Origin of the sequence: Solwaraspora sp. WMMD792 (assembly GCF_029626105.1) — a bacterium.
In the GTDB taxonomy this organism is placed as follows: Bacteria; Actinomycetota; Actinomycetes; order Mycobacteriales; family Micromonosporaceae; genus Micromonospora_E.
Map to the genome: position 1 here is coordinate 6,773,321 of NZ_JARUBH010000009.1, position 25,791 is coordinate 6,799,111.

Consider the following 25,791-nt stretch of genomic DNA (forward strand, 5'->3'; position numbering starts at 1 on the left):
GCCGCTGCGGCGGCCGCAACTCAGCCGGCGAAGGGCTCGAACTTGTCGACAGTGACCTTGATGTCCGCGCCGCTCGGCGCGGTGTAGGTCACCGTCTGACCCTGTCGGCTGCCCAGGATGGCCTGACCGAGCGCGGACTCCGGGCTGTAGACGGTCAGCTCGGTCGTCGAGGAGATCTCCCGGGAGCCGAGCAGGAAGGTCTCGGTGTCGGCGGGGTCGTCGTCAAAGTGGATCGTGACGACCGTGCCGGGCGCGACGCTGTCCGCGTCCGGTGCCTCGCCGACCTTGGCGGTACGCAGCAGCTCCTGCAGGTAGCGGATCCGGGCCTCCTGCTTGCCCTGCTCCTCGCGGGCGGCATGGTAGCCGCCGTTCTCCCGCAGGTCGCCTTCCTCCCGACGGGCATTGATCTCGGCGGCCATCGCCGTCCGTCCGGCGATCAGCTCGTTGAGCTCGGCCTGGAGCCGGTCGTAAGCGTCCTGGGACAGCCAGGTGGTGGGCGCCTCGCGGTCGGTCGTGGACACAGACGATCTCCTTGTGGGCTTGCGGGCGGTCGAGGTCGAACTACCAACGTACCAGCGATCCGCACCGAGGTGCCGGGGTTGCAACGGCCCGGGTGTGCCGGCCGCCGGATCGCCACCCGCCTCGGCGGGTGTGGCGAGGGTCACGGTCGGCTGGTCAGTCGGCGGGTCGGCAACGTGGCACCTCGCCCAGGAACGCGACCCGTTCGGTGGCCAGCCGGTACGTGGTGCGGACGTGTCGTTCGCCCGGTTCGGCCCGGACGGTCACCTCGGACCGGCCCACCTCCGCCCCGTCCCGCGACCGGGCCCTGACCAGGCAGGTCGTCGCACCGCCGGGGGGCACCGTGACGGCGAAGTCGATGGTGATCCCGTCCTCGGTGGCCTCGGTGTAGGTGATCACCTCGGGCTGGTGCAGCGGGTCGCCGTAGAGCGTGTAGAGCCGGCCGGCGATCGCCGTCCCGACCAGCACCGCCACCGCCGTGAGCAGCGCGACGAGCCACGGCCGGCGCGCTCGGGGCGCGCGTCGTCGTCCGTACCGCCCGGGTGGGAACATGGCGGCGGTCGGTGCGGTTGTGGCGGACGTGTCGGTCACCCGGGACGGAACTCCTTGGCGGACGTGTCGGTGGGGTCGGCGAGAATGGTCGACGGGCCCCATTGTCGCAGCCGGGCCCGGACGCCGCCGGCAGGGGATGTCAGGCACGGGATGAGGGAGCGTTTTCGTTGGCTGAGCAACTGCGTCTGATGGCGGTGCACGCCCATCCTGACGACGAGTCCAGCAAGGGTGCCGCGACGATGGCTCGGTACGTCGCGGAAGGTGCCCAGGTGCTGGTGGTGACCTGCACCGGCGGGGAGCGGGGCAGTGTGCTGAACCCGAAACTCGACCGGCCGGACGTGTGGGAGAACATCGCCGAGATCCGCCGGGCCGAGATGGACGCCGCCCGGGCGATCCTCGGCGTCGAGCAGGCCTGGTTGGGTTTCGTCGACTCGGGTCTGCCCGAGGGCGATCCGCTGCCGCCGCTGCCGGACGGGTGTTTCGCCCTGGAGCCGCTGGAGGAGGCGGCCGGGCCGTTGGTGCGGTTGATGCGGGAGTTCCGTCCGCACGTGGTGACCACCTACGACGAGGACGGCGGTTATCCGCACCCGGACCACATCATGTGCAACCGGGTGAGCGTCGCCGCGTTCGAGGCGGCCGGTGACCCGGCCCGCTACCCGGGTGTCGGTGGCGAGCCGTGGCAGCCGTTGAAGCTGTACTACTGCATGAGCTTCACCAAGGCGCGGATTCTCGCGCTGCACGAGGGGATGCTCGCGATCGGTCGGGAGTCGCCGTACCAGGAGTGGATGGACCGGTGGGAGGAGCGCCCGGACAAGGGCGACCGGATCACCACCCGGGTCGACTGCGCCGACTACTTCCCGGTCCGCGACGACGCGCTGCGCGCGCACGCCACCCAGGTCGATCCGGACGGCTTCTGGTTCCAGGTGCCGATGGAGGTGCAGCGGCAGGCCTGGCCGACCGAGGATTTCGAGTTGGTCCGGTCGTTCGTCGATAGCCCGAAGCCGGAATCCGACCTGTTTGCCGGGATTCGCGAGGGGCTCGGCCACTCCTGATCCGCCGGGCGTAACGTGTAGTCGACGTCAGCGACGCAGAGGGGTCCGATCGTGCTGAGTGCTGTCCATGTCCTGGCGGTGAACAACTTCGGGGACACCCGCAGCGGTGGTCTGGCCGGGCCGATGGGGCTGTTCCTGCTCCTGGTGCTCGCCGCCGCGACGGTGTTTCTGATCAGGAACATGAACGCCCGGCTGCGTCGGCTGCCCGAGCGGTTCGACGACGCGGCGCCGGGCAGCGGGTCGGCGGCGGCCGAACGCAATGTCCTTGATCCGACAGAAGGCGACTCGCGTCCCGGATCCCCTTTGTAAGCGCTTGCATGCGCTCTCACCAGGGACTTTTCTCCCCTCCAGTGGGCCTCCGCCGGTAAACCGGCCCAGTGGCCCCTGTTGCCGGAATCGGCTTTGGCTTAGCCTTCCGCCGGGGACCTTCAGTTCCTCCGACCGCGCGCGGAAAGGGGCGACCATGGATCGCACAGCTGTCGTCCCTGGTCGTACGGAACGGACGCGAGGGATGCTCATCATGGTCGGTCGTCCGCGCCGGGCGTCGGTCCACGGCCCGGCGGTCACCGGGAGTGACCCGTGACGCCGGCGCGGCCGGAACCGGCTGCGACCGCGGACCAGGCGACGACCGAAACCCTGGACGGCGGGGGCCAGTGGCGGCTGCCCGTCTTCACCGTCGCCGTCGGTGTGGCCGCCGTCGCCACCATCGCCATCGGGCTGCTCACCGGGTCGGCCCCGCAGACGTCGGCGCTCCCGCCCCCGGCCGGATTCGCGATCGTCGCGGCGCTGCTCGGCGTCGCGCAACTCGCCCGACTGCGGTTCCGCATCGGAACCGGCACGGTCAGCTTCACCTGGGGCGAGGCCGCCCTCATCGTCGGGCTCTACGTCCTCCCGGCCGGCTGGCTGCCGGCCGCCGCCGCAGTCGGCGTGGGCATCGCCTGGACCCTGCTGTCGATCTTCTCCGAGCCCCGTACCGTGCCGGAGATCCTCCGGGTCACCGCGTCGTTGACCGTCGCCGTCGCGGCGGCCGGCGTCGCCGCCCGGGCGGTCGCCGACCCGTACGCCCAGCAGCTCACCCCACTGCTCGCCGCCGCCATGCTCCTCGGCGGGCTGGTCTATCTGCTGATCACCGCCGCCCTCGCCACGGTCGCCCTGTCACTGCGGCACGGCCGGCCGTTCGGTGCCACCCTGCTGCACGCGCTGCGCAACAAGCTGCTGATGTTCGTCGGCAACGTCCTGGTCGGGCTGGTCACGGTCGGGATGCTCGGTCACGATCCGCGTTGGCTGCTGCTGCTGCCCCCGGTGCTGTGGCTGCTGCAGCAGACCTACGGCCACCGGCTGCGGGTTGAGGACGAGCGTCGGGCCTGGCAGGAGTTCGCCCGGGCGACCCGGGCGCTCAACCAGCTCGACGAGCCGGCCGTCGTCGGTGCCGGGGTCGCCGGCGGGCTGGCCCTGTTCGGTGCCGAGCGGGTCGAGATCGACGTGCGGCAGGTCGACGGCAGGCTGTGGCGCTACGTCGGCGACGCCGACGGCGGGTTGCGCCGATCGGAGCCGCCGGCCGATCCCGTCGACCCCGTCGCGGCGGCTGAGGACGTCGCGGACGATGCTGCGGACGACGCCACCGACCAGATGCTCGTCCACCCGCTCACGGTCGGCCGGACCGGCGTCGGTGAGCTGCGGATCCACCTGCCGGCCAGCACCATGCCGAGGTCCCGGGACCGCAACGCGCTCTCCGCCTTCGGTGACGCGCTCGCCGCAGCCCTGCACGACGCGGCGACCGAGCGGGCACTGCGCCACCTCACCGACCGGACCATGCACCGGTCGATGCACGATCCGGTGACCGAGCTGCTCAACCGGGCGGCGCTGCTCACCAAGGGGGACGCCGCTCTGCACCGGCTGGAGCACGATCATCCGGTCGCTCTGCTGCTGCTCGACATCAAGGGCTTCAAAGAGGTCAACGACACCCTGGGCAACGCCGCCGGCGACGAGCTGCTGCAGTCCGCCGCTCGGCGGCTCAGCGACCGACTCCGCCCCGGCGAGCTGCTCGGCCGACTCGGCAACGACGAGTTCGCCCTGCTCCTGACCTCGCTGAGCCCGGCGGCGGCCGGTTGCGTCGAGCGGACCTCGCCGACCGGGGTGGCGATGCGCCGGGCCCGCGAGATAACCGCGATGCTGGCCGAGCCGACCGAGGTCGCCGGCGTGCGGATGTCGGTCGAAGGCGCACTCGGCGTGGTGGTCGCCGGTGCCGGCACCGCCGACATGAACGAACTGCTCCGCCGGGCGAACATCGCGATGAGCCAGGCGAAGGCGATCGGCGGTAGCGTCGCCGGCTACGACAGCGCGAAGGACGCCGCCAACACCGACCAGTTGGCACTACTGGCCGAACTGCGCGCCGCGCTGGACGTCGACGACCAGCTCGAACTGGCCCTGCAACCGGCGGTCGACCTCGCCACCGGCGGGCCGACCGGGGTGGAGGCGCTGATCCGGTGGCGGCATCCGCGCCGCGGCCGGCTCACCCCGGTCCACTTCGTCAGAGCGGTCGAGGGCAGTGAACTGCTCGCCCCGTTCACCCGGTACGTCGTCGACCGGGCGTTGTCGGCCGCCGCCGAGTGGGCGGCGCACGGCATCGACGTACCGATCTCGGTCAACATCTCGGCCCGGAGCCTGCTCGACCCGCAGTTGCCGGCCGAGATCGGCGAGCTGCTGCGCCGCCACCAGGTCCCGGCCCACCGGTTGGTGCTGGAGATCACCGAGACGGTGGTGATGAGCGAGTTGGAGATCATCGACGAGGTGCTGGCCAGCCTCCGGGAGATGGGCGTCCAGCTCGCCGTCGACGACTTCGGCACGGGGTTCTCCTCGCTGGCCTTCCTGACCCGGGTCACCGTCGACGAGTTGAAGGTCGACCGGTCCTTCGTGGTCCGGATGGCCGACTCGCCACGCGACGCCGCCATCGTGCGACACACCGTCCGGCTGGGCCGGGAGATGGGCCTGCGGGTGGTCGCCGAGGGGGTGGAGACCGCCGACCAGCGGGCCACCCTGGCTGCCCTCGGCTGCGCCGCCGCCCAGGGCTACCACTTCTTCAAGCCGATGCCCGCCGACAAGGTGCTCGCGGTGCTCCGGTCCCTGGCGGACTCCGCGCAGGCCCAGATCTACCCGCTGCGCGCGGACGGTGCGTCGTGACCGGCGGGCCCAGCGGTGCCGTCCGGGACTGGCTGGTCTTCGACTACGGCCAGGTCATCTCGCTGCCGCAGCCGTCGGCTGCGGTGGCCGCCATGGCCCAGCTGGCCGGCCTGCCGCAGGCCACCTTCGACGAGGGGTACTGGCGGCACCGGGACGCCTACGACGCCGGCTGGCCGGCCGACCGCTACTGGAGCCACGTGGTCGGTCGGCCGCTGTCCGCCGACGATCCGCTCGTGGCCGAACTGGACCGGGCCGACATCGCCAGCTGGTCGCAGCTGAATCCGCGTACCGTCGAACTCGTCACCGGCCTTGCCGCCGACGGACACGGCCTGGCGCTGCTGTCCAACGCCCCCGAGTCCATCGCCACGGCGATCGACTCGGCCGACTGGGCGGCGGTGTTCCACCACCGGCTGTTCAGCTGCCGGCTGGCGTTGACCAAACCCGATCCGGCGATCTTCGCGGCGCTGCTGCACCGGCTCGGCGCGCCTGCCGACCGGGTCACCTTCGTCGACGACCGCCCGGAGAACGTCCAGGCCGCCGCCGAGGCGGGCCTCACCGCGCTGCGATACCCGGACGTTCCGGTGCCGACCCGGCGGTGAGCCGCCCACCGACTGGCTATGGTCGGAACGTGCGACCCCACACCGTCGGAGTCGTGCCACGACCCCGAGGAGCGACCCAGCGTGAACCGGCTCGGTGAGGCGACCAGCCCGTACCTGCAGCAGCATGCCGACAACCCGGTCGACTGGTGGCCGTGGTGCCCGGAGGCGTTCGACGAGGCCCGCCGCCGGGACGTGCCGGTGCTGATCTCGGTCGGGTACGCGGCCTGCCACTGGTGCCATGTGATGGCGCACGAGTCGTTCGAGGACGACGCGGTCGGGCAGTTGATCAACGACAACTTCGTCGCGATCAAAGTGGACCGGGAGGAACGCCCCGACGTGGACGCGGTCTACCTGGCCGCGACCCAGGCGATGACCGGTCAGGGCGGCTGGCCGATGACCGTGTTCGCCACCGCCGACGGCACCCCGTTCTTCTGCGGGACCTACTTCCCGCAGGCGAACTTCGTCCGGCTGCTCCACTCGGTCGGTGCCGCCTGGCGCGACCAGCGCGACGCCGTGCTGCGCCAGGGGGCCGCGGTAGCCGAGGCGGTCGGCGGCGCGCAGGCGGTCGGCGGGGCGACCACGCCGTTGACCGCCGACCTGCTCGACGCCGCCGCGGCGACGCTGGGCAAGGAGTACGACCCGACGCACGGCGGGTTCGGCGGGGCACCGAAGTTCCCCCCGCATCTCAGCCTGCTCTTCCTGCTGCGGCATCATCAACGCACCGGCGCCGCCGACAGCCTGGAGATCGTCCAGCACACCTGCGAGGCGATGGCCCGGGGCGGCATCTACGACCAACTCGCCGGGGGCTTCGCCCGGTACGCGGTGGACGGCACCTGGACGGTGCCGCACTTCGAGAAGATGCTCTACGACAACGCGCTGCTGCTGCGGGTCTACACGCTGCTGTGGCGGCTCACCGGCGACCGGATGGCCGGTCGGATCGCCCGGGAGACGGTCCGCTTCCTCGCCGAGGCGCTCGCCGTACCCGGTGGTGGCTTCGCCTCCGCGTTGGACGCCGACACCGGCGGGGTCGAAGGCGCCACCTACGTGTGGACTCCGCAGCAGCTGATCGAGGTCCTCGGCGAGGCCGACGGCCGGTGGGCGGCCGACCTGTACGGGGTGACCGGCGACGGCAGCTTCGAACACGGCACCAGCGTGCTGCGGCTGGCCCGTGACGTCGACGACACGCCACCGCAGCAGCTGGACCGGATCCGGGCGGCGCTGCGCCGGGCCCGTGCCGGCCGGCCGCAGCCGGCCCGCGACGACAAGGTGGTGACCGCCTGGAACGGCCTGGCCGTCACCGCACTGGTCGAGTTCGCCACCGCCGCCGACGCCCTGACTGGTGCCGACGCCCTGGCCGGTGCCGATACCCTGGCCGGTGCCGCGGCCGGCACCGACGGCGACGTCGAGCTGGCCACCGAGTTGGCGGTTGCGACCGGGGCGCATCTGGCCCGTACCCACCTGGTCGGCGGGCGGCTGCGCCGGGTCTCCCGGGACGGTCTGGTCGGCGCGCCAGACGGGGTGCTGGAGGACTACGGCTGCCTCGCCGAGGCGTTCTGCTCGCTGCACCAGCTCACCGGGGAACGCCGATGGCTGGACCTCGCCGGTGAGCTGCTGGACGTCGCGTTGGCCCGGTTCGCCGCCGACAACGGCGGCTTCTACGACACCGCCGACGACGCCGAACAGCTGGTCGCCCGGCCGGCGGACCCGACCGACAACGCCACCGCGTCCGGGCTGTCGGCCACCGCCGCCGCGCTCACCGGGTACGCGGCGCTGCGTGGCGCCCCGCAGTACCGGGCCGCCGCCGAGGCCGCGCTGGCCACCGTCGCGCCGGTGGTCGCCCGGCATGCCCGGTTCACCGGCTACGCCGCCGCCGTCGGCGAGGCGCTGCTGTCCGGTCCGTACGAGATCGCCGTGGTCACCGAGGACCCGACCGGTGACCCGCTGCTACGGGCGGCGCGGCGGCACGCGCCGCCCGGTGCGGTGGTGGTGGCCGGCCGTCCCGACCAGGCCGGCGTACCGCTGCTGGCGGACCGGCCGATGATCGGCGGGGCGTCGACCGCGTACGTCTGCCGGGGCTTCGTCTGCGACCGGCCGGTCACCTCCGTCGCGGACCTGGTCGCGCAGCTGGGTTAGGCTGTCGCCGCCATGGATACCCGTACCGGACTGCCCGTCGTCGGCATGGTGGGTGGTGGGCAGCTCGCCCGGATGACCCATCAGGCCGCGATCGCGCTCGGCCAGTCGCTGCGCGTGCTGGCCCGTACGCCGGAGGACGGCGCCGCCCTGGTCGCCGCCGACGTGCAGTACGGCGAGCACACCGACCTCGCCGCGCTGCGTACCTTCGCCAAGGGCTGCGATGTGGTCACCTTCGACCACGAGCACGTGCCGGGCGAGCACATCCGGGCGCTGGCCGCCGACGGGGTGCGGATCCACCCGGGCGCCGACGCGCTGCGCTGTGCCCAGGACAAGGCGGTGATGCGGCAGCGGCTGACCGAGCTGGGTGCCCCGGTGCCGCGCTGGCGGCGGATCGGCTCGGTCGACGAGCTGGCCGAGTTCGGCGCCGAGGTCGGCTGGCCGGTGGTGGTCAAGACCGCGCGCGGCGGCTACGACGGCCGCGGGGTGTGGTTGCTGGACACGCCGGCCGAGCTGGTCGCCGCCGGGCTCGACCCGGCCGGCCCGTCGGCCGACCCGGCGGTGGAGCTGATCGCCGAGGAGCGGGTGAAGCTGGTCCGCGAGCTGGCGGTACAGGTGGCCCGCTCGCCGTTCGGTCAGCTGGCGGTCTACCCGGTGGTGGAGACCGTGCAACGGGACGGCATCTGTGTCGAGGTGCTGGCGCCCGCGCCCGCCCTGCCGCAGCCGCTCGCCCTGGCGGCCCAGCAGCTGGCCATCGACCTGGCCAGCGCGCTCGACGTGGTCGGGCTGCTGGCGGTGGAGCTGTTCGAGGTGACCGGTGGCGGTGGCCTGGTGGTCAACGAGCTGGCGATGCGGCCGCACAATTCCGGGCACTGGACCATCGAGGGGGCCCGTACCTCCCAGTTCGAGCAGCATCTGCGGGCGGTCCTGGACTATCCGATGGGTGACACCGGGCTGACCGCCCCGGCGGTGGTGATGGCCAACGTGCTGGGCGGCGCGGATGGCGGGATGGGCATCGACGAGCGGCTGCACCACCTGTTCGCGACCGACCCCGGCGCCAAGGTCCACCTGTACGGCAAACAGGTCCGGCCGGGCCGCAAGATCGGCCACGTGACGGTGCTCGGCGAGGATCTGACGGACGTCCGGAACCGGGCCGCCCGGGCCGCCCGCTGGCTACAGGAGGGTCGATGATCGGCGTCATCATGGGCAGCGACTCGGACTGGCCGACGATGCGGGCCGCCGCCGAGGCTCTCGCCGAGTTCGACGTCGAGCACGAGGTGCGGGTGATCTCGGCGCACCGCACCCCGCACGGCATGCTCGACTATGCCGGCACCGCCGCCGACCGTGGCATCCAGGTGATCATCGCCGGGGCGGGCGGCGCGGCGCACCTGCCGGGCATGGTCGCCTCGGCGACGCCGCTGCCGGTGATCGGGGTGCCGGTGCCGTTGAAGCACCTGGACGGGATGGACTCGCTGCTGTCGATCGTGCAGATGCCGGCGGGCGTGCCGGTAGCCACGGTGTCGATCGGTGGCGCCCGCAACGCCGGTCTGCTGGCGGTGCGGATCCTCGCCGCCACCGACCCGGGGCTGCGCGCCCGGATGCTCGCCTACCAGCAGGAGCTGGTCGAACTGGTCGCCACGAAGGACGCCGCGCTGCAGGCGTCACGCGGCGGTACCACCTAGCCCTGGCCGGATCTGCCCGGCCGAGTCGGCCCGGCCGGGCCGACCCGGCCAGGGCTAGGCGGCCGGCCTCAGCGCATGCCGCGCAGGGCGCCCCGCACCCGCTCCTGGGTCTGCCGGCGCCACTCGCTGCTCGCCCCGAGCGCCAGCAGCACCAGACCGACCGGGATCAGCACCAGCCACGGCCCGAAGAAGGTCAACGCGTGCAACGCGGTCACCGCGCTGACCACCGTACCGACCACCACCGGGGCCTGCTGCTGACTCATCGCCCCGACCAGCAGGGTGCCGACCGCGCCGAGCAGCAACAGGACCTGCCGGAAACTGTTCTCCCCCGAGCTGATCACCAGTACCAGGGTGGGCAGGAACGCCGCGGCCAGTGCCGGCCCGTACGCCGTCCAACTGCTCAGGTCCGGCCGGTGCCGCAGCTCGAGCACCCCGACTAGCAGGGCGAGGACGGCGAACGGCAAGGTGTACGCCTCGGTGAGCGCCACATCGGTGATCCGCATCAGCATCCACCAGGCGGTGATCTCGCAGCCGACCGCCAGCCAGAACAGCACCCGGCGCTCCATCGCGCGGCGGCCAGGCCGGGTGGCCGTCACCCCGAGCACCGCACCCCAGGCGGCCAGCAGCCCGGCCAGATGCGCGGCCGAGTCGTACGCCAGGGCCAGTGCGAGCAGCGCGGCCGCGTAGCTGCTCCACTCGACCACCGCCGCCTCGCGTACCGCCTCGGGGTGGCTGAGCCGGGGCAGCCGGGTCGCGGACAGCAGCAGGCCGGCACCGACGGCGAGTACGCCGAACGCCGACCAGCTCGGCGGAAGGCCGGCGACGAGGCCCATGGTCAGCACGAACATCTGCGCCATCACCGAGGCGAACAGCCAGCCGAGGATCCGGGCCGGCTGGCTGCGCCCGGCGTACGCGGACACCGCTCCGACACACACCGAGCTGCCCAGCGTGAAGACGGTCAGTTGATCGTTGGCCAGCGCCCCGGCGAGTCCGGCGCCACCGGCGGCGAGGCCGATCAGGAACAGCAGCCGGCGGGCGATGCGCAGCGGCCGGTGCCGCTCGGTGTCCGGCGGCGGTTCGGTCAACGCCAGTCCGACCATGGCGACCGCGAAGACCAGCAGCGCCGCCATGGTGCCCGCCGGCCAGCCGACGCCGAACGACATCGGGGTGATCAGCAGGGTGATCGCCACGCCGGGCAGTACCACCGGAACCGCCTGGCCCGGCTGGCCGGTGTTGAACCCGGTCGCGGCCAGCGCCGCCGCGACGGTGAGCAGCAGCGCCGCGAGCACGTTGGTCGGGTCCACGGCGGCGGCCGGCGGATCGAGCAGCCCGGCCGGTGGTCCTTGCCAGATCGCGGTCAGGGTGCGGTACGGCTCGACCAGTGCGGCGGTCAGCGTCGGCGCCACCGCCGCGACGGCCAGCGCGGTGGGCAGCGCGGCGGCCGCCAACGCTCCCTTGACCGGGCTGATCGCCCACTCCTGGCCGATCTCCAGCGGCCCCGGCTGGCTCCACCGGCCGCCGAGCCCGGACCATCGGCGACTCGGCCGGGACAGGTCCACCGGCGGTGGGGTGGCGGCCCGGAGCAGTTCGGCGAGTACGCCGAGCAGTGCGGCTCCGGCGGCGTACATGCCGGTCGGCAGGCTGGTCGGGAGCGAGGCGAGGGCGGTGACCGTCGCGCCGGCGGCCAACCCGACGGTGGCGTACGGCAGGTAGTGCGGGACCCGGCGGCGGACCATGGCCAGCACGGCGACGCCGAGCGCCGAGGCGGCCAACGCCCCGGTCAGCACGATCTCCGTGGTCCAGCCGAGCGCGGCGGCCAGCGCGGCGACCGCTCCGGGCAGTGCCAGCAGCGCGGCCCCGGTCGCCGCGCCACCGATCTTCGACAGGTGCGCCGGCATCGACTCCCGGTTGGGGACGGGCGGCCCGCTACCTGCCTGGTCGACCTGGTCAGCCTGAGCAGTTTGGTCGGCCAGCGTCACGGTGGCGACGACCCGGGCGAGTACCGCCACCACCACGCAGGTCAGCACCACGACACCGAGCGCGGCGGCGGTGGTCCACGGACGGACCAGGCTGGCGCCGATGGCGTACAGGGCGACCGCCACGGCGACGCCGGCCCGGGCGGTGGCCGCCTGTGGATCGTTGGCGGCCACCGAGACGATCCCGTACCCGATCGCGACCAGGCAGCCGACCACGATCGGTGACCACCAGGGCAGGCCGAGCGCCGCCGGGGTGCCGACGGTGGCGAGCGCGACCAGCACGCCGGCGGCGTGGAACGACCAGGGTCGGGGCAGCGCGACGGCGGCGGCCAGCGCGAGCAGCACCAGGGCCAGCGGCACCTGCCAGGAGTTGGCGGCGACCTCGGTGGACCAGGCGGTCAGGTCCGCCTGCCAGAGCTGGCCCGGAGTGGCCAGTGCCTGGACGCCGCCGGCGACCGCCGTGTAGCCGGCGAGGACGGCGATGACCCCACCGCTGACCGCGGTGCCCAGGACCGGTCCGCGCCGCCAGTGCTCGGGCAGGGCGCGTACGGCGACCGCCACCAGCAGGGTCAGCGCCGCGCTGGCCACCAGTTCGGTGCCGGGTACCACGATCGCGCTGACCCTGGCCAGCGTGCCGACCAGCGCGGCGGTGGCCGCCGCCGCGGCGTAGTCGGGACCGTCGAGCAGCCGGTCCGCCCGCCGGCCGGCGTCGATCGAAGGCGCCATGAGCAGCAGCCCCGCGGCGACCAGCAGCCCGACGGCGACCCACACGTCGGCGATGGCCGCACCGGGCGAGCCGAACGCCGCGGCGGTGACCGCGAGCGCCCCCAGCCCGGTGCCGATGGTCAACGGTCGGGGGATCTGCCGTTCCGCCACCTGCGCCAGCGCCGAGTAGCCGAGCGTGCCGCAGACCGCGAGGAAACCGGCGGCCAGGATCGGGGCGGTCGTCTCCTGGACGGCCAGCGCGGTCGGCCCCGGCGGCGGTACCAGAGCGGTGACGAACGCCGCCACCCCACCGGGCAGGGCGAACGCGGCGCCGCCTGCGGCCCAACCCCCGACCGCGTCCCCGGCGGGCCGGCGGCGTACCTCCGGCAGCGTCCCGGCTACTGCGATCAGTACGCCGGCGGCGGCCAGCACCAGCAGGGCGGCAGCGGTGGAGCCGGGTCGGGCCAGCGCCGCACCCGCACCGGCGGTGCCGAGCACCGCCGCGCAGATCACGTGCACCCGGGCGGCCCGGGTGGTGTCGGTGAGGAAACCGGTGCCGGCCACCGCGACGGCGGCGAGCACCGGCAGCCACGGTGCGGCGTACCAGGGCAGGGCGAAGGACGCCGGTACGGCCAGCGCGGTCAGCGTCACGCCGACGACGGTCGCCTCGCGACGCCATTCGACCGGCATGGCGACCGCCGCCGCGATGGTGATCAGCAGCGCGGCCAGGGCGAGCTGCCAGTCGGCGGGCCTGGCGTAGTCGACCAGGCTCTGCTGGTAGCCGGCCAGGTCGGCCTGCCAGGCGGGCAACGCGGCGCGGACCGGCGCCAGCGCCGCCCGCAGCGCGCCACCGGCGACGAGTACGCCGAGCACGGTCAACGCGGCCGCCGCCGCGAGCTGCGGGCCGCGGCGGACCTGCTCCGGCAGGGCCCGTACGCCGATCCCGGCGACGGCGACCACGGCGGCGATCAACAACAGCGCCGGGCCCGGCAGGGCGACCGCCGCGACCCGGCTGGCCGCGCCGATGACTGCCAGGGCGAACACGCCGGCGGCCAGGTCCGGCAGCGGCGGGTGGCCCAGGGTGAATCCGCCGACGAGCCCGACCCCGGCGGCGATCAGCAGCACCGCCGCCGCGACCAGCGTGGCGGGCACCGTGTCGGCGCGCAGCACCGCCACCACAGCGAACAGCAGCGCGGCGGTTACGGCCAGCCCGTGCAGGGTCCAGATCAGGTCGCGTAGCCAGAGGACGGCCGCAGTGGGTGCCGGCGGCAGCCAGCCCGGCTGTCGGCGACCGGCGCCGCCACCGGGAGGCTCGCCCTCGACGACGGCGTCGGCCTCTTCCGGCGCGCTCTCCGGCCGGTCGGAGCCGGTGCCGGACGGTGCCGGCCCGGCCGGCCCGCTGGCCCGGTCGCCGGGCCGGTTGCCGCTGTCCGGTCCGGCCGGCGCGTCCGGCCGGGGTCGGGCCACCGTCGGCGACCCGGACCGCCAGTTGACGCCGAGCTTCCCGGAGCCGCTCAGCAGCCGGACCAGCAGCAGGTCGAGCACGGCTACCGCGGCGAGCGCCGACGCCCACCCGGCCGGCCCCCGGATCAGGTCCTGACCGAGCAGCGGCACGACCGGCTGGATCGCGAGCACCATGCCGTACCGGGGCAGACGCAGCCCGGTCGTGGCTGCGTATCCGGCGGCGACCAGCGCGGTGACGGCGAAGGTGAGGCCGGCGAACGCCGACGGGCTGACCGGGCCGGCCCGGACGGCGTCGGTCGCCCAGATCGCGTAACCGTCGATCGGGACGAGGACCAGCGCCACGGCGGCGATCGTCTCCGCGGTGGAGGTGAGCCCGCGGGCGGCGACCGCTGGCGGTGCCGCGAGCAGCAGTAGCGTGCCGGCGAACAGCACGCTCAGCCGGGTGACGTCGGGCAACGCGCTGTTGGCTACGGCGGCGAACACCACCACCGCCATCAGCGCGCCGAGGCCGAGCAGGACGTTCTGGATCGACTGGGCGGACGCCTCCGGTCGGGTGCCGTCCGACGACAGGACCTGGGTCGGATCGTCGCCACCGGCGGCCGGCGGGTAGCCGGGCGGTTCAGAGCCCGGCGGCGGTGGCCCGGTCGGTGGCGCGTCGTCGTCAGCGGCCAGGTTGGGGCTCTGCCGGGGGAACTTCGGCGGGGCGGTGCCCTGGTCGGCGGTCGGCGGTCGACGCCCGGCCCGGCGGCGGACCGAGACCCGGGGCCCCGGGCCACGCCGACCGGCGGCACCGCCGGTGGACAGGATGTCCCGCTGGAAGATCGCCGCCTGCAGATCGCTGGCCATCTGCTTCTGCTCTTTGGCCAGCGCGAGCTCGCGGGCCTTCATCTCGGCGATGGACCGCTCGATGCGGGCCAGGTCCTCAGCGAACTGCGGCTGCTCGGCACCGCACCGGGGGCAGGTCGCCGCCGCCGGCACGGTCCGCCCGCACGAGGCGCAGCGGTACGGCGTACTCATGGCACCCTCCTCCACGCCCGGACCACACTGTGGACCACTTCCTACGAAGCATGCCTAAACCAAGCAACTGTTGAACAGCCCCAGGCGGCGTGGAGATCGGAGAAAAACCGGTTGTGGGTCCGTCACGGACCCACAACCGGCCGGTTCGGCGCGGGCGGTGCCGGGCTCAGGGGCGGCCCATGCCGCGGTACTGCCAGCCGGCGCCGGTCCACAACGTCGAATCGAGGCAGTTCCGGCCGTCGATCACCCGGCGGCCGGCGACCAGCTCACCCAACGCCACCGGGTCGGCGTTACGGAAGTCGGCCCACTCGGTCAGGACGCAGACCAGGTCGGCGTCGCGGACCGCGTCGACCATCGACGGTACGTAGGTCAGGTCCGGCTGTGCCCGCCGGGCGTTCTCCGTACCCTCGGGGTCGAAGACCCGCACCTGCGCGCCGGTCTTGGCCAGCATCGCCGCCACCGCGAGCGACGGCGCGTCGCGGACGTCGTCGGAGTTGGGTTTGAACGTCGCCCCCAGCACCGCCACCGTCGTGCCCGACAGATCCGGCCCGGCCGGCCCGGACCGGCGGCCCAGCAGCTCGGCCGCCAGCTGCACCACCCGGGACCGCCGCCGCTGGTTGATCAGATCCACCTCGTGCAGGAACCGCAACGCCTCACCCGCGCCGAGCTCCTGCGCCCGAGCCTGGAACGCCCGGATGTCCTTCGGCAGACAGCCACCACCGAACCCGACCCCGGCCTGCAGGAACCGGTTACCGATCCGCGGGTCGTAGCCGATCGCCCGGGCCAACTGGGTGACGTCGCCGCCGGCCACCTCACACACCTCGGCCATCGCGTTGATGAACGAGATCTTCGTGGCCAGGAACGCGTTCGCCGCGACCTTCACCAGCTCGGCGGTGGCGAAGTCGGTCACCACCAACGGCACCTCCCGGTCCTCGGTGGCGGCCAGGTCGAACACCCCTTTGTGCGCGGCGTACAGCATGCCGTTGGCCCACTCGCTGCGTACCCCGACCACGATCCGGTTCGGCCGCAGCACGTCCTCGACGGCGAAGCCCTCCTGCAGGAACTCCGGACTCCACGCCACCTCGACGCCCAGGTCGCCCGAGGCGTGCTTGCCGACCAGCTGCTCGATCCACTCGGCGGTGCCGACCGGCACGGTGGACTTGCCGACGATCAACGCCTTACGGGTCAGGTGTTGGGCCAGGCCGGTGACCGCCGCCTCGACGTAGGACAGGTCCGCGCCCATCGCGTCGGCCCGCTGCGGGGTGCCCACACAGATGAAGTGCACGTCGCCGAAATCGGCGGTGGCGGCCATGTCCGTGGTGAACCGCAACCGCCCGGCGGCCAGGCTCCGCTTGAGCAACTCGTCCAGACCCGGCTCGTGGAAGGGCACCTCACCTGCGGACAGCTTGGCGATCTTGTCGGCGTCGACGTCGTAGCCGATCACCTCGTAGCCGAGTTCGGCGAAGCAGATGGCGTAGGTCGCGCCGAGGTAGCCGGTGCCGAGGAAGGTCAGGCGCGGGCGGGGGGCACCGGACGGCGGGGTCACCGCCGCGATGGCCGGGACGGGCTGGATGTTCGGGTACGGGATGGTCACGCCTTGATTCTCCGCTCGCGCTGGCGGCGCTGTGGTCGCGTCGCACTCGGTGGTCCGGTGCCGGGGGCTCGACACCAATCATCGTGGTTTTGACGTTCGCGGCATACCGCTTCTGTGGGGACCGACCCGGCTGAGAGCCGCCGATCGGTTGCCCGGCAGACGATAGTCCGTATGGCTGGGTGGGGGCGACCGACGTCGGCGTTACTCGCCGGTATCCTCGCACTGGAGCAGGATATCGAGGGAACACTCCAGGCGAGGGAGGGCGTGATGACGTCCGGGCCGGCGTTCGATGTCTATCAGTTACCAGAGGAGCACACGGCGATCCGGGAAGCGGTTCGGGAGGTGTGCGACGCGAAGGTCGCCCCCAACGCCGCCGAGGCCGACGAGACCGCACAGTTTCCCACCGCGTCCTACGACGCGTTGCGGGCGGCGGACTTCCACGCCCCGCACGTCCCGGAGCAGTACGGCGGGGCGGGTGCCGACGCCCTCGCCACCGCGATCGTCATCGAGGAGGTCGCGCGGGCCTGCGCATCCTCATCGTTGATCCCGGCGGTCAACAAGCTCGGCACGATGCCGCTGCTGCTGGCCGGCTCGGAGCAGTTGAAGGAGCGCTATCTGCGGCCGGTGGCGTCCGGGGCGGCGATGTTCTCGTACTGCCTGTCCGAGCCGGAGGCGGGCAGCGACGCGGCGTCGATGACCACCCGCGCGGTCCGCGACGGCGACCACTGGGTGCTCAACGGCGTGAAGCGGTGGATCACCAACGCCGGTGTCTCGGAGTACTACACAGTCTTCGCGGTCACCGAGCCGGGTGCCCGGTCGCGGGGGATCTCCGCGTTCGTCGTGGAGAAGTCCGACCCCGGGGTGAGCTTCGGCGCACCGGAGAAGAAACTCGGCATCAAGGGGTCACCGACCTGCGAGGTCTACCTGGACAACGTCCGGATTCCGGCGGACCGGATGATCGGCGAGCCGGGCACCGGGTTCGCCACCGCGATGCGCACCCTGGACCACACCCGGGTGACGATCGCCGCCCAGGCCGTCGGCATCGCGCAGGGCGCGCTCGACTTCGCCCGCGGGTACGTGCGGGAGCGCCAGCAGTTCGGCAAGCCGATCGCCGACTTCCAGGGCGTCCAGTTCATGATCGCGGAGATGGGCATGAAGCTGGAGGCGGCCCGGCAGATTACCTATGCCGCCGCCGCCCGGTCGGAGCGCGCCGACGCCGACCTGACCTTCTTCGGGGCGGCGGCGAAGTGTTTCGCCTCCGACGCGGCCATGGAGATCACCACCGACGCGGTGCAACTGCTCGGCGGGTACGGCTACACCCGGGACTACCCGGTCGAGCGGATGATGCGGGACGCCAAGATCACTCAGATCTACGAGGGCACGAACCAGGTGCAGCGGATCGTGATGGCGCGTCAGCTGCTGACACCCTGACCTGAGCTGAGGCCGGACCTGAGGTTCCGGGTCCGGCCTCAGCTCGGGGACTTCCCGGCGTCGTCGGGACGGGCCGGCAGCACCGTCGTGGTCTCGTCGCCACCGTCCGGGCCGTCCGTCGGCTGGCTGATTCGGGTGGTCTCGTCCGGGTCGGTGGTGGTCGGCTGGCTGATTCGGGTGGTCTCGTCCGGGTCGGTGGTGGTCGGCTGGCTGATTCGGGTGGTCTCGTCCGGGTCGGTGGTGGTCGGCTGGCTGATTCGGGTGGTCTCGTCCGGGTCGGTGGTGGTCGGCTGGCTGATTCGGGTGGTCTCGTCCGGGTCGCCGCCAGTCACCGCCGGTCGGGGCGGTGCGAACGCCGACGCCTGGGGCAGTACGACGGTCGGATCGTCTCGCCGGTGCCCCGGCGGGGTCAGCCGCATCGTGTCGTGCTCCGAGTCGGTCCCGGCACCCGTCGCCGATCGGGCTGGCCGCAGCGGCGGGTTGGCGGCAGCCGGGAACGCGATGGTCCGAGCCGGATCGCCGGTCGGCGGCTGGGCCGACCACGCCGGCGGTCCGGCGTTGCCGCCGTATCCGCCCGGGTTGCCGCCGTATCCGCCCGGGTTGCCGTACCCGCCGGGGCCGGGCAGTGGGGCGGTCCGTGTCACGTCCTGCGGTGGTGGTCCGCCGGCGTACAGCGCCACCATCCGCTCACCCCGCCAACGACGTGGGCTGAACACGGTGGCCAGCAACGGGACGGCCAGCACCACGGCGAGCCCTTCGGCCGGCGCCGTGAGGACGAAGTCCGTGCCGAGCAGCCGGCGCGGCATCGTGTCGTAGAACCCCACGATGTCGACGGTGGCCCACACCGACACTGCGACGAACGACGCCCCGGCCAGCACCGGCCCCACCGGGGACAACCGGGGCAGCAGCAACAGTGCGTACGACACCCCGCAGACCGCGAGCGCGGCCAACCCGATGAACACGTCGAGCGGTGGTTCGCTGTAAGCGTCCCGTCGGGCCAGCGCGTACTCGCTCAGGCCGAGCCCGGCGAGGAACCAGATCACCGGTGCGAGGAGCAGGGACAGGATCAGCGAGCCCAGGTGCCGCATCTGACCTCCTCGCGGGGATGGTGCCTTCCGGCACGGTACCCGCCAGGCGCAACGTCACCGACGACGGTCGGTGGGTCGGTTCAGCGAATCACCCGACTGGACCGGGGGATGGGCCGGGCCGGCCGTAGTCCGTCGCCGTCGGGTCGAACGTCTTCGGCTGGCGCGGCCAGTGTCGACTTCGTCTTCGTCTTCGTGGTCAACGACGTCGGCCGGCCGGCGTCGGCCCGGTCCGGGCCGGTCGGTGCGTCGGCGGATTCGTCCGACGTCGTGGTGCTGCCGCCCGGCAGCGACCAGAGCGACGGATCGAACTCGCCGAGCGGCCGGACCGGCAACGGCTCCGCCGCCGCCGTCGCGTCGGAGCCGGCCTTGTCGTCGGCGGTGCTGTTCGTCGCGGGCCGGGACCGCCACCGCTGCCGGCTCAGCACCGCGGTGCTGAGCAGCACCCCGAGTAACGCGAGGGTGCCGTTCTCCACCGGCTGCAGCAGTACCACCGGTTCACCGAAGAGCCGCCACGGCGTACCGATCAGGTCGCGGGCACCGAACGGGTCGACGAACATCGCGACGTACGGGGCGGCCAGGGCCAGCCCGGCGGTGAGTGGACCGAGCGGGGAGAACCGTAGCGTGCCCAGCAGCCCGAGCAGCAGACCGGCGGCGAACACGAACGCGGCCGGTGCCAGCAGGGTCGCCGTGTGGTAGCTGCCGTCGGTCACCCAGCCGGCGATGGTGCGGGCCGACGTCGTCTGGCCGACCGCGATCAGCACCCAGCACAGCGGTGCCGCAGCCAGGCCGCTGAGGAAGCTCCAGAGATGACGCATGGGCGAACCGTACCGTTTCGGGCGGGAGGCTTGGGCAGGGGCGCAGCGGGGCGGCGCACTTTTTCGGGTACGCGTTGTCGCCCGCCGCAGGCTGTGCCCGTTGCGCTACCTGCCGACGACAGCTTGTGTTCCCGGCACGCTCCGTTGCGCCCCGGTTGGCAGGACAATCGATCAGCGGCACCGCCGCCGGCGGCGCGCGACGTACGCGAGGATGGAAGTGGACGGCCACACGCGGTCCGGCGACGCGGCCGTGACCCGGGGAGGAGTGTCAGTCGTGAGCGAGGTGCTGTGGCGCCCACCGGCGGACGTGCGGCAGCGGACCCGGATCGGCGGATACCTGGCGTGGCTGGAGCGCACCCGGGGGCTGCGGTTCGCCGACTACCGGCAGCTGTGGCAGTGGTCGGTCGACGACCTGGCCGGGTTCTGGGGGTCGATCTGGGACTACTTCGAGGTGGTCGGCCAGCAGCCGGCGGAGCAGGTGCTCGCCGACCGGCGGATGCCCGGCGCGCGGTGGTTCCCCGGTGCCCGGCTCAACTACGCCGAGCACGTTTTGCGCGCCCCCGGGCTGGCCGAGGACGCCCCGGTGGTGATCGCGCACAGCCAGACCCGAGCGCCGGTCACCCGCACCGTCGGGCAACTGCGCGACGAGGTCCGCCGGGTGCGGGCCGGGCTGCGCCGGCTCGGGGTGGGGCCGGGCGACCGGGTCGTGGCGTATGCGCCGAACATCCCCGAGACGTACGTGCTGATGCTGGCCACCGCCAGCCTGGGCGGGATCTTCTCGTCCTGCGCGCCGGAGTTCGGCACCCGCAGCGTCACCGACCGCTGGCAGCAGATCGAGCCGACGGTGCTGGTCGCGGTCGACGGCTACCGGTACGGCGACAAGGCGGTCGACCGCCGGGCCGAGATGGCGGCGATCGCGGACGCGTTACCGTCGGCGCGGCACCGGGTGCTGATCCCGTACCTGTCGGCTGAGTCGTCGGACGCCCCGTCGTGGGCCACCTCGACCTGGGAGGCGCTCGCCGCGCCGACCGACGAGCCGTTGGCGTTCGACGCGGTGCCGTTCGACCAGCCGCTGTACGTGCTCTACTCGTCGGGCACCACCGGGCTGCCCAAGCCGATCGTGCACCGGCACGGCGGCATCCTGCTGGAGCATCTGAAGATGCTGGCGTTGCATCACGATCTGGGGCCGGGGGACCGGTTCTTCTGGTTCACCACCACCGGCTGGATGATGTGGAACTATCTCGCCTCCGGGCCGGCGGTGGGTGCGGCGATCGTGCTGTTCGACGGCAACCCGGCGGTGAGTGCGGCCCCGGGCGGCCCGGCCAGCCCGGACCTGGGCACCCTGTGGCGACTGGCCGCCGAGACCGGCGCCACCTACTTCGGCACCTCGGCGCCGTTCCTGCTGGCCTGCCGTAAGGAGGGGCTGGTGCCCCGCCAGATCGCCGACCTGTCCCGGCTGCGCGGGGTCGGCTCGACCGGTGCGCCGCTGCCGGCCGAGGGTTTCACCTGGGTGTACCGGTCGGTCGGCGAGAACCTGCAGCTGACGTCCCTGTCCGGCGGCACCGACGTGTGCACCGGGTTCGTGGGTGGCGTACCACTGTTGCCGGTGCGGGCCGGGGAGATCGCCTGCCGGTGTCTGGGCGCGCGGGTCGAAGCCCGGGCCGCCGACGGTCGGACGGTGGTCGGTGAGCTGGGCGAGCTGGTGATCACCGAGCCGATGCCGAGCATGCCGGTCGGGTTCTGGAACGACCCGGACGGCAGCCGTTACCGGCAGGCCTACTTCGACCGGTACCCGGGGGTCTGGTGCCACGGTGACTGGATCACCGTCGCCGAGGACGGGAGCTGCGCGATCACCGGCCGTTCGGACGCCACCCTGAACCGGGGCGGGGTGCGGTTGGGCACCGCCGAGTTCTACTCGGTGGTGGAGGCGTTGCCGGAGGTCGCCGACTCGCTGGTGATCCACCTGGAGGATCCGCAGGGCGGGGCGGGGGAGCTGCTGCTGTTCGTGGCGTTGCGGGCCGGGGTCGGGCTGGACGACGCGCTGCGTACCCGGATCGTGCGTGAGCTGCGCTCGGCGCTGTCACCGCGGCACGTGCCGGACGGGATCCACCAGGTCGCGGCCGTGCCCCGGACGCTGTCCGGCAAGAAGCTGGAGGTGCCGGTGAAGAAGATCCTCACCGGCGTGCCGGCCGGGCAGGCGGCGGCGGCCGGGGCGTTGACCGATCCGGCGGCGTTGGCGCCGTTCATCCGGTTCGCCCAGGACCGGGAAGCGTCGGTGGGTTGACCGATTCCGCCGGGATGGCAACGCAGCGTCAGCGCAGCGCGTCTCACAGGCGTGGGTGTCTACTTCCGCTTGAAGATCACCGACACGCTCGGCGTCCGGGTCGAGGGGGCACACGCCTTCAACCCGTTGGCCGGGATCACCCGGACGTTCTGGTACCGGCTGCCAACCGACTGGGTGGTGGACGGCGCGGTGCCGCGACAGCGTCGCGAGATGCTGGTCGACCGGCTGTACGGCCCGGGCTGGCGGGACGGCAACCCGGACGGGTCCCGGTACATCATCCTCGGCGTGCAGGAGAAGCTGCTCAGCGACGGTGAGGCGGCGGGCAAGCCGTGGCTGGCCGATCGGGCCGGGTTCTACGTGTGCGCGCCGGACGGCGAACTGCGGGAAGTGGTGCCCCGCGAACTCTGACCGGCCCGGATCGTCCGGCGGCGCCGACGACGACCACTCAGGCCAGGACCAGATCGACCTTCTCGCTGTCCACCCGCCCGTCGAGCCGCTGCCGGTCGAGGTTGCGGCAGAGCACCATGGTCGCCTCGGCGGCCAGCGGCGCCAGCAGCCAGTCGGTCGGGTCCGGGTACCGGTCGCAGTCGACCAGGACCCGGGCCCCGGCCCCGATGCCCAGCTCCGCGCCGCGCCGGCGGGCCCGGCCGGCCAGCTCCGCGTCCTGTCGGTCGACCGCCGGGTACGGGGTGAAATGGTCGCCGTGGCCGCGTACCTCGGTGATGTAGTCGGTCCAGCCGGGCGGCAGTTCCCGGGCGGGTGCCGCCATCGGGGCGAGGCTGAGCAGGTAGCGCTCGCCGGCGGGCCGCCGATCGACCTCGGGCACCGCCGGTGGGCTGGCGAAGAGCACTTCCGCAGCCGGGGCACCGGGCCCGGCGGCCGGAGCGGTCCGCACCACCAGCGCGGCCGACCAGCAACCGAGCAGGACGCCGGCGGTCTGCCAGTGGGCCGGCAACACGACGTCGGCGTGGTCACCGGCGGCGACGCCGGCCCCGTCCACCACCAGGTTGGCGGTCTTGGCCACCCAGTTGGCCAGCGTCGCACCGGACAGCTCGGTCCGGTCGCCGGTCGCGTCGTCGTACCAGGTGAGCAGGGGCCGCGTCGGGTCCGCCGCGACGGCGACCGCGAGCAGCCCGGCCAGGTTGTTGGTCATCGAGGCCGAGCGTAGCGCCGTCACTGTACGTACACGCTGTCACCGGGCGGTCTCGCCCCGCTGATCGTCGGTGGCGCGGTTCGCCGCGACGCGTTTTCGGTCGCGTCGTCGACACGGCGGACGGCGTCGGGCGGCGTAGTCTTGGCACACGTGTCGTTCTTCACAACCCTCCACCACCCCCTTAGAGGAGTTGCCCAGTGACCGCCGGTCGACCGCCCCGCGTACTCATCGACGCCACGAGCGTGCCCACCGACCGCGGTGGCGTCGGTCGATACGTTGACGGCCTGCTGGGGGCCCTCGGCGCGCTCATCGGCAGCGGCGTCGAGCTCTCCGTCGTAGCGCTGCGTACAGATGTCGAGCGGTACACCCGAATGTTGCCGGCCGCCGACGTGATCGCCGCGCCGGCCGCCGTAGCGCATCGCCCGGCCCGGCTGGCCTGGGAGCAGACCGGGTTGCCGCTGCTCGCCCAGCAGGCCGGTGCTGACGTGCTGCACTCGCCGTACTACACCTGTCCGATGCGGGCAGGATGTCCGGTAACGGTAACTGTGCACGATGCGACGTTCTTCACCGAACCGGAGCACTACGACAAGTCGCGGCGAACCTTCTTCCGTAGCGCGATCAAGACCTCGCTGCGCCGGGCCAGCCGGGTGATCGTGCCCAGCAAGGCCAGCCGCGACGAGCTGATCCGGCTGCTCAACGCCGACCAGGCCCGGATCGACGTGGCGTACCACGGCGTCGACTGCGGCGCCTTCCACGTGCCCAGCGACGAAGAGAAGGCCCGGGTACGGGCCCGGCTCGGGCTGACCGGCACCGACTACATCGCGTTCCTCGGTGCCAAGGAGCCGCGTAAGAACGTGCCCAACCTGATCCGGGGCTGGGTGCGCGCGGTGCAGGACCGGCCCGAGCCGCCCGCGCTCGTGGTCGCCGGCGGGCAGGGCCACGACGACGACATCGACCGTGCGGTCTCCGACGTCCCGGCCCACCTGCGGCTACTGCGTCCCGGCTACCTGCGCTACGCCGACCTGCCCGGCTTCCTCGGCGGTGCCCTCGTCGCCGCCTACCCGTCCTACGGGGAGGGCTTCGGCCTGCCGATCCTGGAGGCGATGGCCTGCGGTACCCCGGTGCTGACCACGCCCCGGCTGTCGCTGCCCGAGGTCGGCGGTGACGCGGTCGCCTACACCAGCGAGGACCCGGACCGGATCGCCGCCGACCTGGTGGCGTTGCTCGACGACGAGTCCCGCCGGCACGCGTTGGCCAAGGCCGGGGTGGACCGGGCCAAGGAGTTCACCTGGGCATCCAGCGCCGAGGTGCACGTGGCGTCGTGGAGCCGGGCCGCCAGCATGAACCGGGTCGCCTGGTGACCCGACCACTACCTACCGGTGCGGGTAGGTATCCACCATCTCGTCGGGTGGCGTGCCCGTGCCGGGCATGATGTGCTGATGCTCTTCGCCGTTATTCCGGCGGGTGGCAGCGGCACCCGACTGTGGCCGCTGTCCCGCGCCGGTAACCCTAAATTCCTGCACCCCCTCACCGGCACCACCGCCTCACTGCTGCAGGCGACCGTCGCACGGCTGGCGCCGCTGACCGATCCGGAACGGATTCTGGTGGTGACCGGTGCGGCGCACGCCGCGGCGGTCGCCCGGCAGTTGGCGACGGTGCCGGAGGAGAACGTGCTCGTCGAGCCGTCGCCCCGGGACTCCTGCGCGGCGATCGCCCTCGCCGCCGCTGTCGTCGCCCGGCGTGAACCGCAGGCCGTGATGGGTTCGTTCGCGGCCGACCATTTGATCGGCGACACCGACCGGTACGTGGAGACGATCCGTCAGGCGGTGGACGGAGCCCGCACCGGCCTGCTGATGACCGTAGGTATCACCCCCACCCGGCCGGAGACCGGCTACGGCTACCTGGCCTGTGGCGACACCATCGGTTCCGGGCCGGTCCGCCGGGTCGAGCAGTTCACCGAGAAGCCAGGGCTGGCGGTTGCCGAGAAATACCTGCGCTCCGGCCGGCACCTCTGGAACGCCAGCATGTTCGTCTGGCGGGTCGACGTGTTCCTCACCGAGCTGGCCCGCCAACAGCCCGAGCTGCACTCCGGCCTGAGCCGGATCGCGGCCAGGTGGGACAGCCCCGACCGGGACGAGGTGCTCGGCGAGGTCTGGCCGACACTGCCCCGCATCTCCGTCGACTACGCGGTGATGGAGGGCGCGGCCGCCGCCGGGCGGGTCGGCACCGTCCCCGGCGACTTCGGCTGGAACGACGTCGGGGACTTCCACACCCTCGGCGACGTGCTGCCCGCCGATCCGGACGGCAACGTCGTCCTCGGTGCCCCGGCGGCCGAGGAGAAGCCGGGGGTGCTGCTGCGGGACAGCAGCGGCCTGGTGGTGGTGCCGCACTCCGGCCGGCTGGTCGCGGCGCTCGGCGTACGGGACCTGATCGTGGTGGACACCCCGGACGCGGTGATGGTCTGCCCGCGCGATCGGGCGCAGGAGGTCAAGCGGCTGGTGGACGCACTCAAGGAACGCGGCGAGGACGGCTACGTCTGAGCCACCCGGT

The 25,791-nt window shown here is 73.0% G+C and carries 19 protein-coding genes; 12 read left to right on the forward strand and 7 right to left on the reverse strand.

The genetic code is table 11. From position 1 onward, the window contains the following. Window positions 1-20: 20 nt before the first annotated feature. Window positions 21-521 carry a transcription elongation factor GreA gene (gene greA / locus O7629_RS31545; protein WP_278173899.1) on the reverse strand — a complete coding sequence of 167 codons (501 nt, stop codon included), beginning with the start codon at window positions 519-521 and terminating at the stop codon, window positions 21-23. A 154-nt stretch (window positions 522-675) separates the two neighbouring features. Continuing rightward, entirely contained in the window at window positions 676-1,110 is a 435-nt protein-coding gene (locus tag O7629_RS31550; RefSeq protein ID WP_278173900.1) for a DUF4307 domain-containing protein, read from the reverse strand. A 128-nt stretch (window positions 1,111-1,238) separates the two neighbouring features. Between O7629_RS31550 and mca the strand changes: the two genes are divergently transcribed. From mca to purE, 7 genes are all read left to right on the forward strand, one after another. Continuing rightward, on the forward strand, window positions 1,239-2,123 hold the full coding sequence (mca, locus tag O7629_RS31555; RefSeq protein ID WP_278173901.1) for a mycothiol conjugate amidase Mca: 885 nt from the start codon (window positions 1,239-1,241) through the stop codon (window positions 2,121-2,123). A gap of 51 nt (window positions 2,124-2,174) precedes the next feature. Continuing rightward, window positions 2,175-2,432 (forward strand): hypothetical protein, encoded by a 258-nt coding sequence (locus O7629_RS31560; RefSeq protein ID WP_278173902.1) that lies wholly within the window; start codon window positions 2,175-2,177, stop codon window positions 2,430-2,432. 270 nt (window positions 2,433-2,702) lie between these two features. Further along, window positions 2,703-5,303 carry a bifunctional diguanylate cyclase/phosphodiesterase gene (locus O7629_RS31565; protein WP_278173903.1) on the forward strand — a complete coding sequence of 867 codons (2,601 nt, stop codon included), beginning with the start codon at window positions 2,703-2,705 and terminating at the stop codon, window positions 5,301-5,303. After that, window positions 5,300-5,902: an HAD-IA family hydrolase gene (locus O7629_RS31570; RefSeq protein ID WP_278173904.1), complete on the forward strand. Its 603-nt coding sequence runs from the start codon at window positions 5,300-5,302 to the stop codon at window positions 5,900-5,902. Before O7629_RS31565 ends, O7629_RS31570 begins: the two co-directional genes overlap by 4 nt. A gap of 81 nt (window positions 5,903-5,983) precedes the next feature. After that, entirely contained in the window at window positions 5,984-8,035 is a 2,052-nt protein-coding gene (locus O7629_RS31575; RefSeq protein WP_278173905.1) for a thioredoxin domain-containing protein, read from the forward strand. Window positions 8,036-8,047: 12 nt separating this feature from the next. After that, window positions 8,048-9,223: a 5-(carboxyamino)imidazole ribonucleotide synthase gene (locus tag O7629_RS31580; protein ID WP_278173906.1), complete on the forward strand. Its 1,176-nt coding sequence runs from the start codon at window positions 8,048-8,050 to the stop codon at window positions 9,221-9,223. Beyond that, a complete protein-coding gene (gene purE, locus O7629_RS31585) occupies window positions 9,220-9,714 on the forward strand; it encodes a 5-(carboxyamino)imidazole ribonucleotide mutase (RefSeq protein WP_278173907.1) in 495 nt (164 codons plus the stop codon). The genes O7629_RS31580 and purE overlap by 4 nt, the downstream gene beginning before the upstream one ends. A gap of 68 nt (window positions 9,715-9,782) precedes the next feature. Here purE and O7629_RS31590 read toward each other — a convergent pair whose 3' ends face one another. Together O7629_RS31590 and O7629_RS31595 are read right to left on the reverse strand one after the other, a co-directional pair. After that, complete coding sequence (locus O7629_RS31590; RefSeq protein WP_278173908.1) at window positions 9,783-14,876, reverse strand: permease; 5,094 nt, start codon at window positions 14,874-14,876, stop codon at window positions 9,783-9,785. Window positions 14,877-15,042: 166 nt separating this feature from the next. Next, window positions 15,043-16,470, reverse strand: coding sequence for a UDP-glucose/GDP-mannose dehydrogenase family protein (locus O7629_RS31595; RefSeq protein WP_278173909.1), 1,428 nt, complete (start codon window positions 16,468-16,470; stop codon window positions 15,043-15,045). A 267-nt stretch (window positions 16,471-16,737) separates the two neighbouring features. On the opposite strand from O7629_RS31595, the gene O7629_RS31600 reads away from it, so the two are divergent. Next, complete coding sequence (locus O7629_RS31600) at window positions 16,738-17,901, forward strand: acyl-CoA dehydrogenase family protein (RefSeq protein WP_278173910.1); 1,164 nt, start codon at window positions 16,738-16,740, stop codon at window positions 17,899-17,901. A 38-nt stretch (window positions 17,902-17,939) separates the two neighbouring features. On the opposite strand, the gene O7629_RS31605 is transcribed toward O7629_RS31600, so the two are convergent. Continuing rightward, window positions 17,940-18,989, reverse strand: coding sequence for a hypothetical protein (locus O7629_RS31605; RefSeq protein WP_278173911.1), 1,050 nt, complete (start codon window positions 18,987-18,989; stop codon window positions 17,940-17,942). Between the two features lie 80 nt (window positions 18,990-19,069). Next, entirely contained in the window at window positions 19,070-19,804 is a 735-nt protein-coding gene (locus tag O7629_RS31610; protein ID WP_278173912.1) for a hypothetical protein, read from the reverse strand. Between the two features lie 274 nt (window positions 19,805-20,078). On the opposite strand from O7629_RS31610, the gene O7629_RS31615 reads away from it, so the two are divergent. Next, window positions 20,079-22,088, forward strand: coding sequence for an acetoacetate--CoA ligase (locus O7629_RS31615; RefSeq protein ID WP_278173913.1), 2,010 nt, complete (start codon window positions 20,079-20,081; stop codon window positions 22,086-22,088). Window positions 22,089-22,139: 51 nt separating this feature from the next. Beyond that, window positions 22,140-22,496 carry a hypothetical protein gene (locus O7629_RS31620; RefSeq protein WP_278173914.1) on the forward strand — a complete coding sequence of 119 codons (357 nt, stop codon included), beginning with the start codon at window positions 22,140-22,142 and terminating at the stop codon, window positions 22,494-22,496. A 37-nt stretch (window positions 22,497-22,533) separates the two neighbouring features. Here O7629_RS31620 and O7629_RS31625 read toward each other — a convergent pair whose 3' ends face one another. Next, window positions 22,534-23,241, reverse strand: a complete 708-nt coding sequence (locus O7629_RS31625) for a TIGR03089 family protein (protein WP_278173915.1) — start codon at window positions 23,239-23,241, stop codon at window positions 22,534-22,536. 197 nt (window positions 23,242-23,438) lie between these two features. Here O7629_RS31625 and O7629_RS31630 point away from each other — a divergent pair, with 197 nt between their 5' ends. Continuing rightward, complete coding sequence (locus O7629_RS31630; RefSeq protein ID WP_278173916.1) at window positions 23,439-24,602, forward strand: glycosyltransferase family 1 protein; 1,164 nt, start codon at window positions 23,439-23,441, stop codon at window positions 24,600-24,602. A gap of 78 nt (window positions 24,603-24,680) precedes the next feature. Further along, window positions 24,681-25,781 carry a sugar phosphate nucleotidyltransferase gene (locus O7629_RS31635; protein ID WP_278173917.1) on the forward strand — a complete coding sequence of 367 codons (1,101 nt, stop codon included), beginning with the start codon at window positions 24,681-24,683 and terminating at the stop codon, window positions 25,779-25,781. The last annotated feature ends 10 nt before the right edge of the window (window positions 25,782-25,791 follow it).

What these genes read in the sequence shown, in the direction of transcription:
- O7629_RS31635 (WP_278173917.1), top strand. Translation starts at nt 24,681, where the DNA reads ATGCTCTTCGCCGTTATTCCGGCGGGTGGCAGCGGCACCCGACTGTGG.
- O7629_RS31600 (WP_278173910.1), top strand. Translation starts at nt 16,738, where the DNA reads ATGACGTCCGGGCCGGCGTTCGATGTCTATCAGTTACCAGAGGAGCAC.
- O7629_RS31605 (WP_278173911.1), bottom strand. Translation starts at nt 18,989, where the DNA reads ATGCGGCACCTGGGCTCGCTGATCCTGTCCCTGCTCCTCGCACCGGTG.
- purE (WP_278173907.1), top strand. Translation starts at nt 9,220, where the DNA reads ATGATCGGCGTCATCATGGGCAGCGACTCGGACTGGCCGACGATGCGG.
- O7629_RS31590 (WP_278173908.1), bottom strand. Translation starts at nt 14,876, where the DNA reads ATGAGTACGCCGTACCGCTGCGCCTCGTGCGGGCGGACCGTGCCGGCG.
- O7629_RS31610 (WP_278173912.1), bottom strand. Translation starts at nt 19,804, where the DNA reads ATGCGTCATCTCTGGAGCTTCCTCAGCGGCCTGGCTGCGGCACCGCTG.
- O7629_RS31625 (WP_278173915.1), bottom strand. Translation starts at nt 23,241, where the DNA reads ATGACCAACAACCTGGCCGGGCTGCTCGCGGTCGCCGTCGCGGCGGAC.
- O7629_RS31580 (WP_278173906.1), top strand. Translation starts at nt 8,048, where the DNA reads ATGGATACCCGTACCGGACTGCCCGTCGTCGGCATGGTGGGTGGTGGG.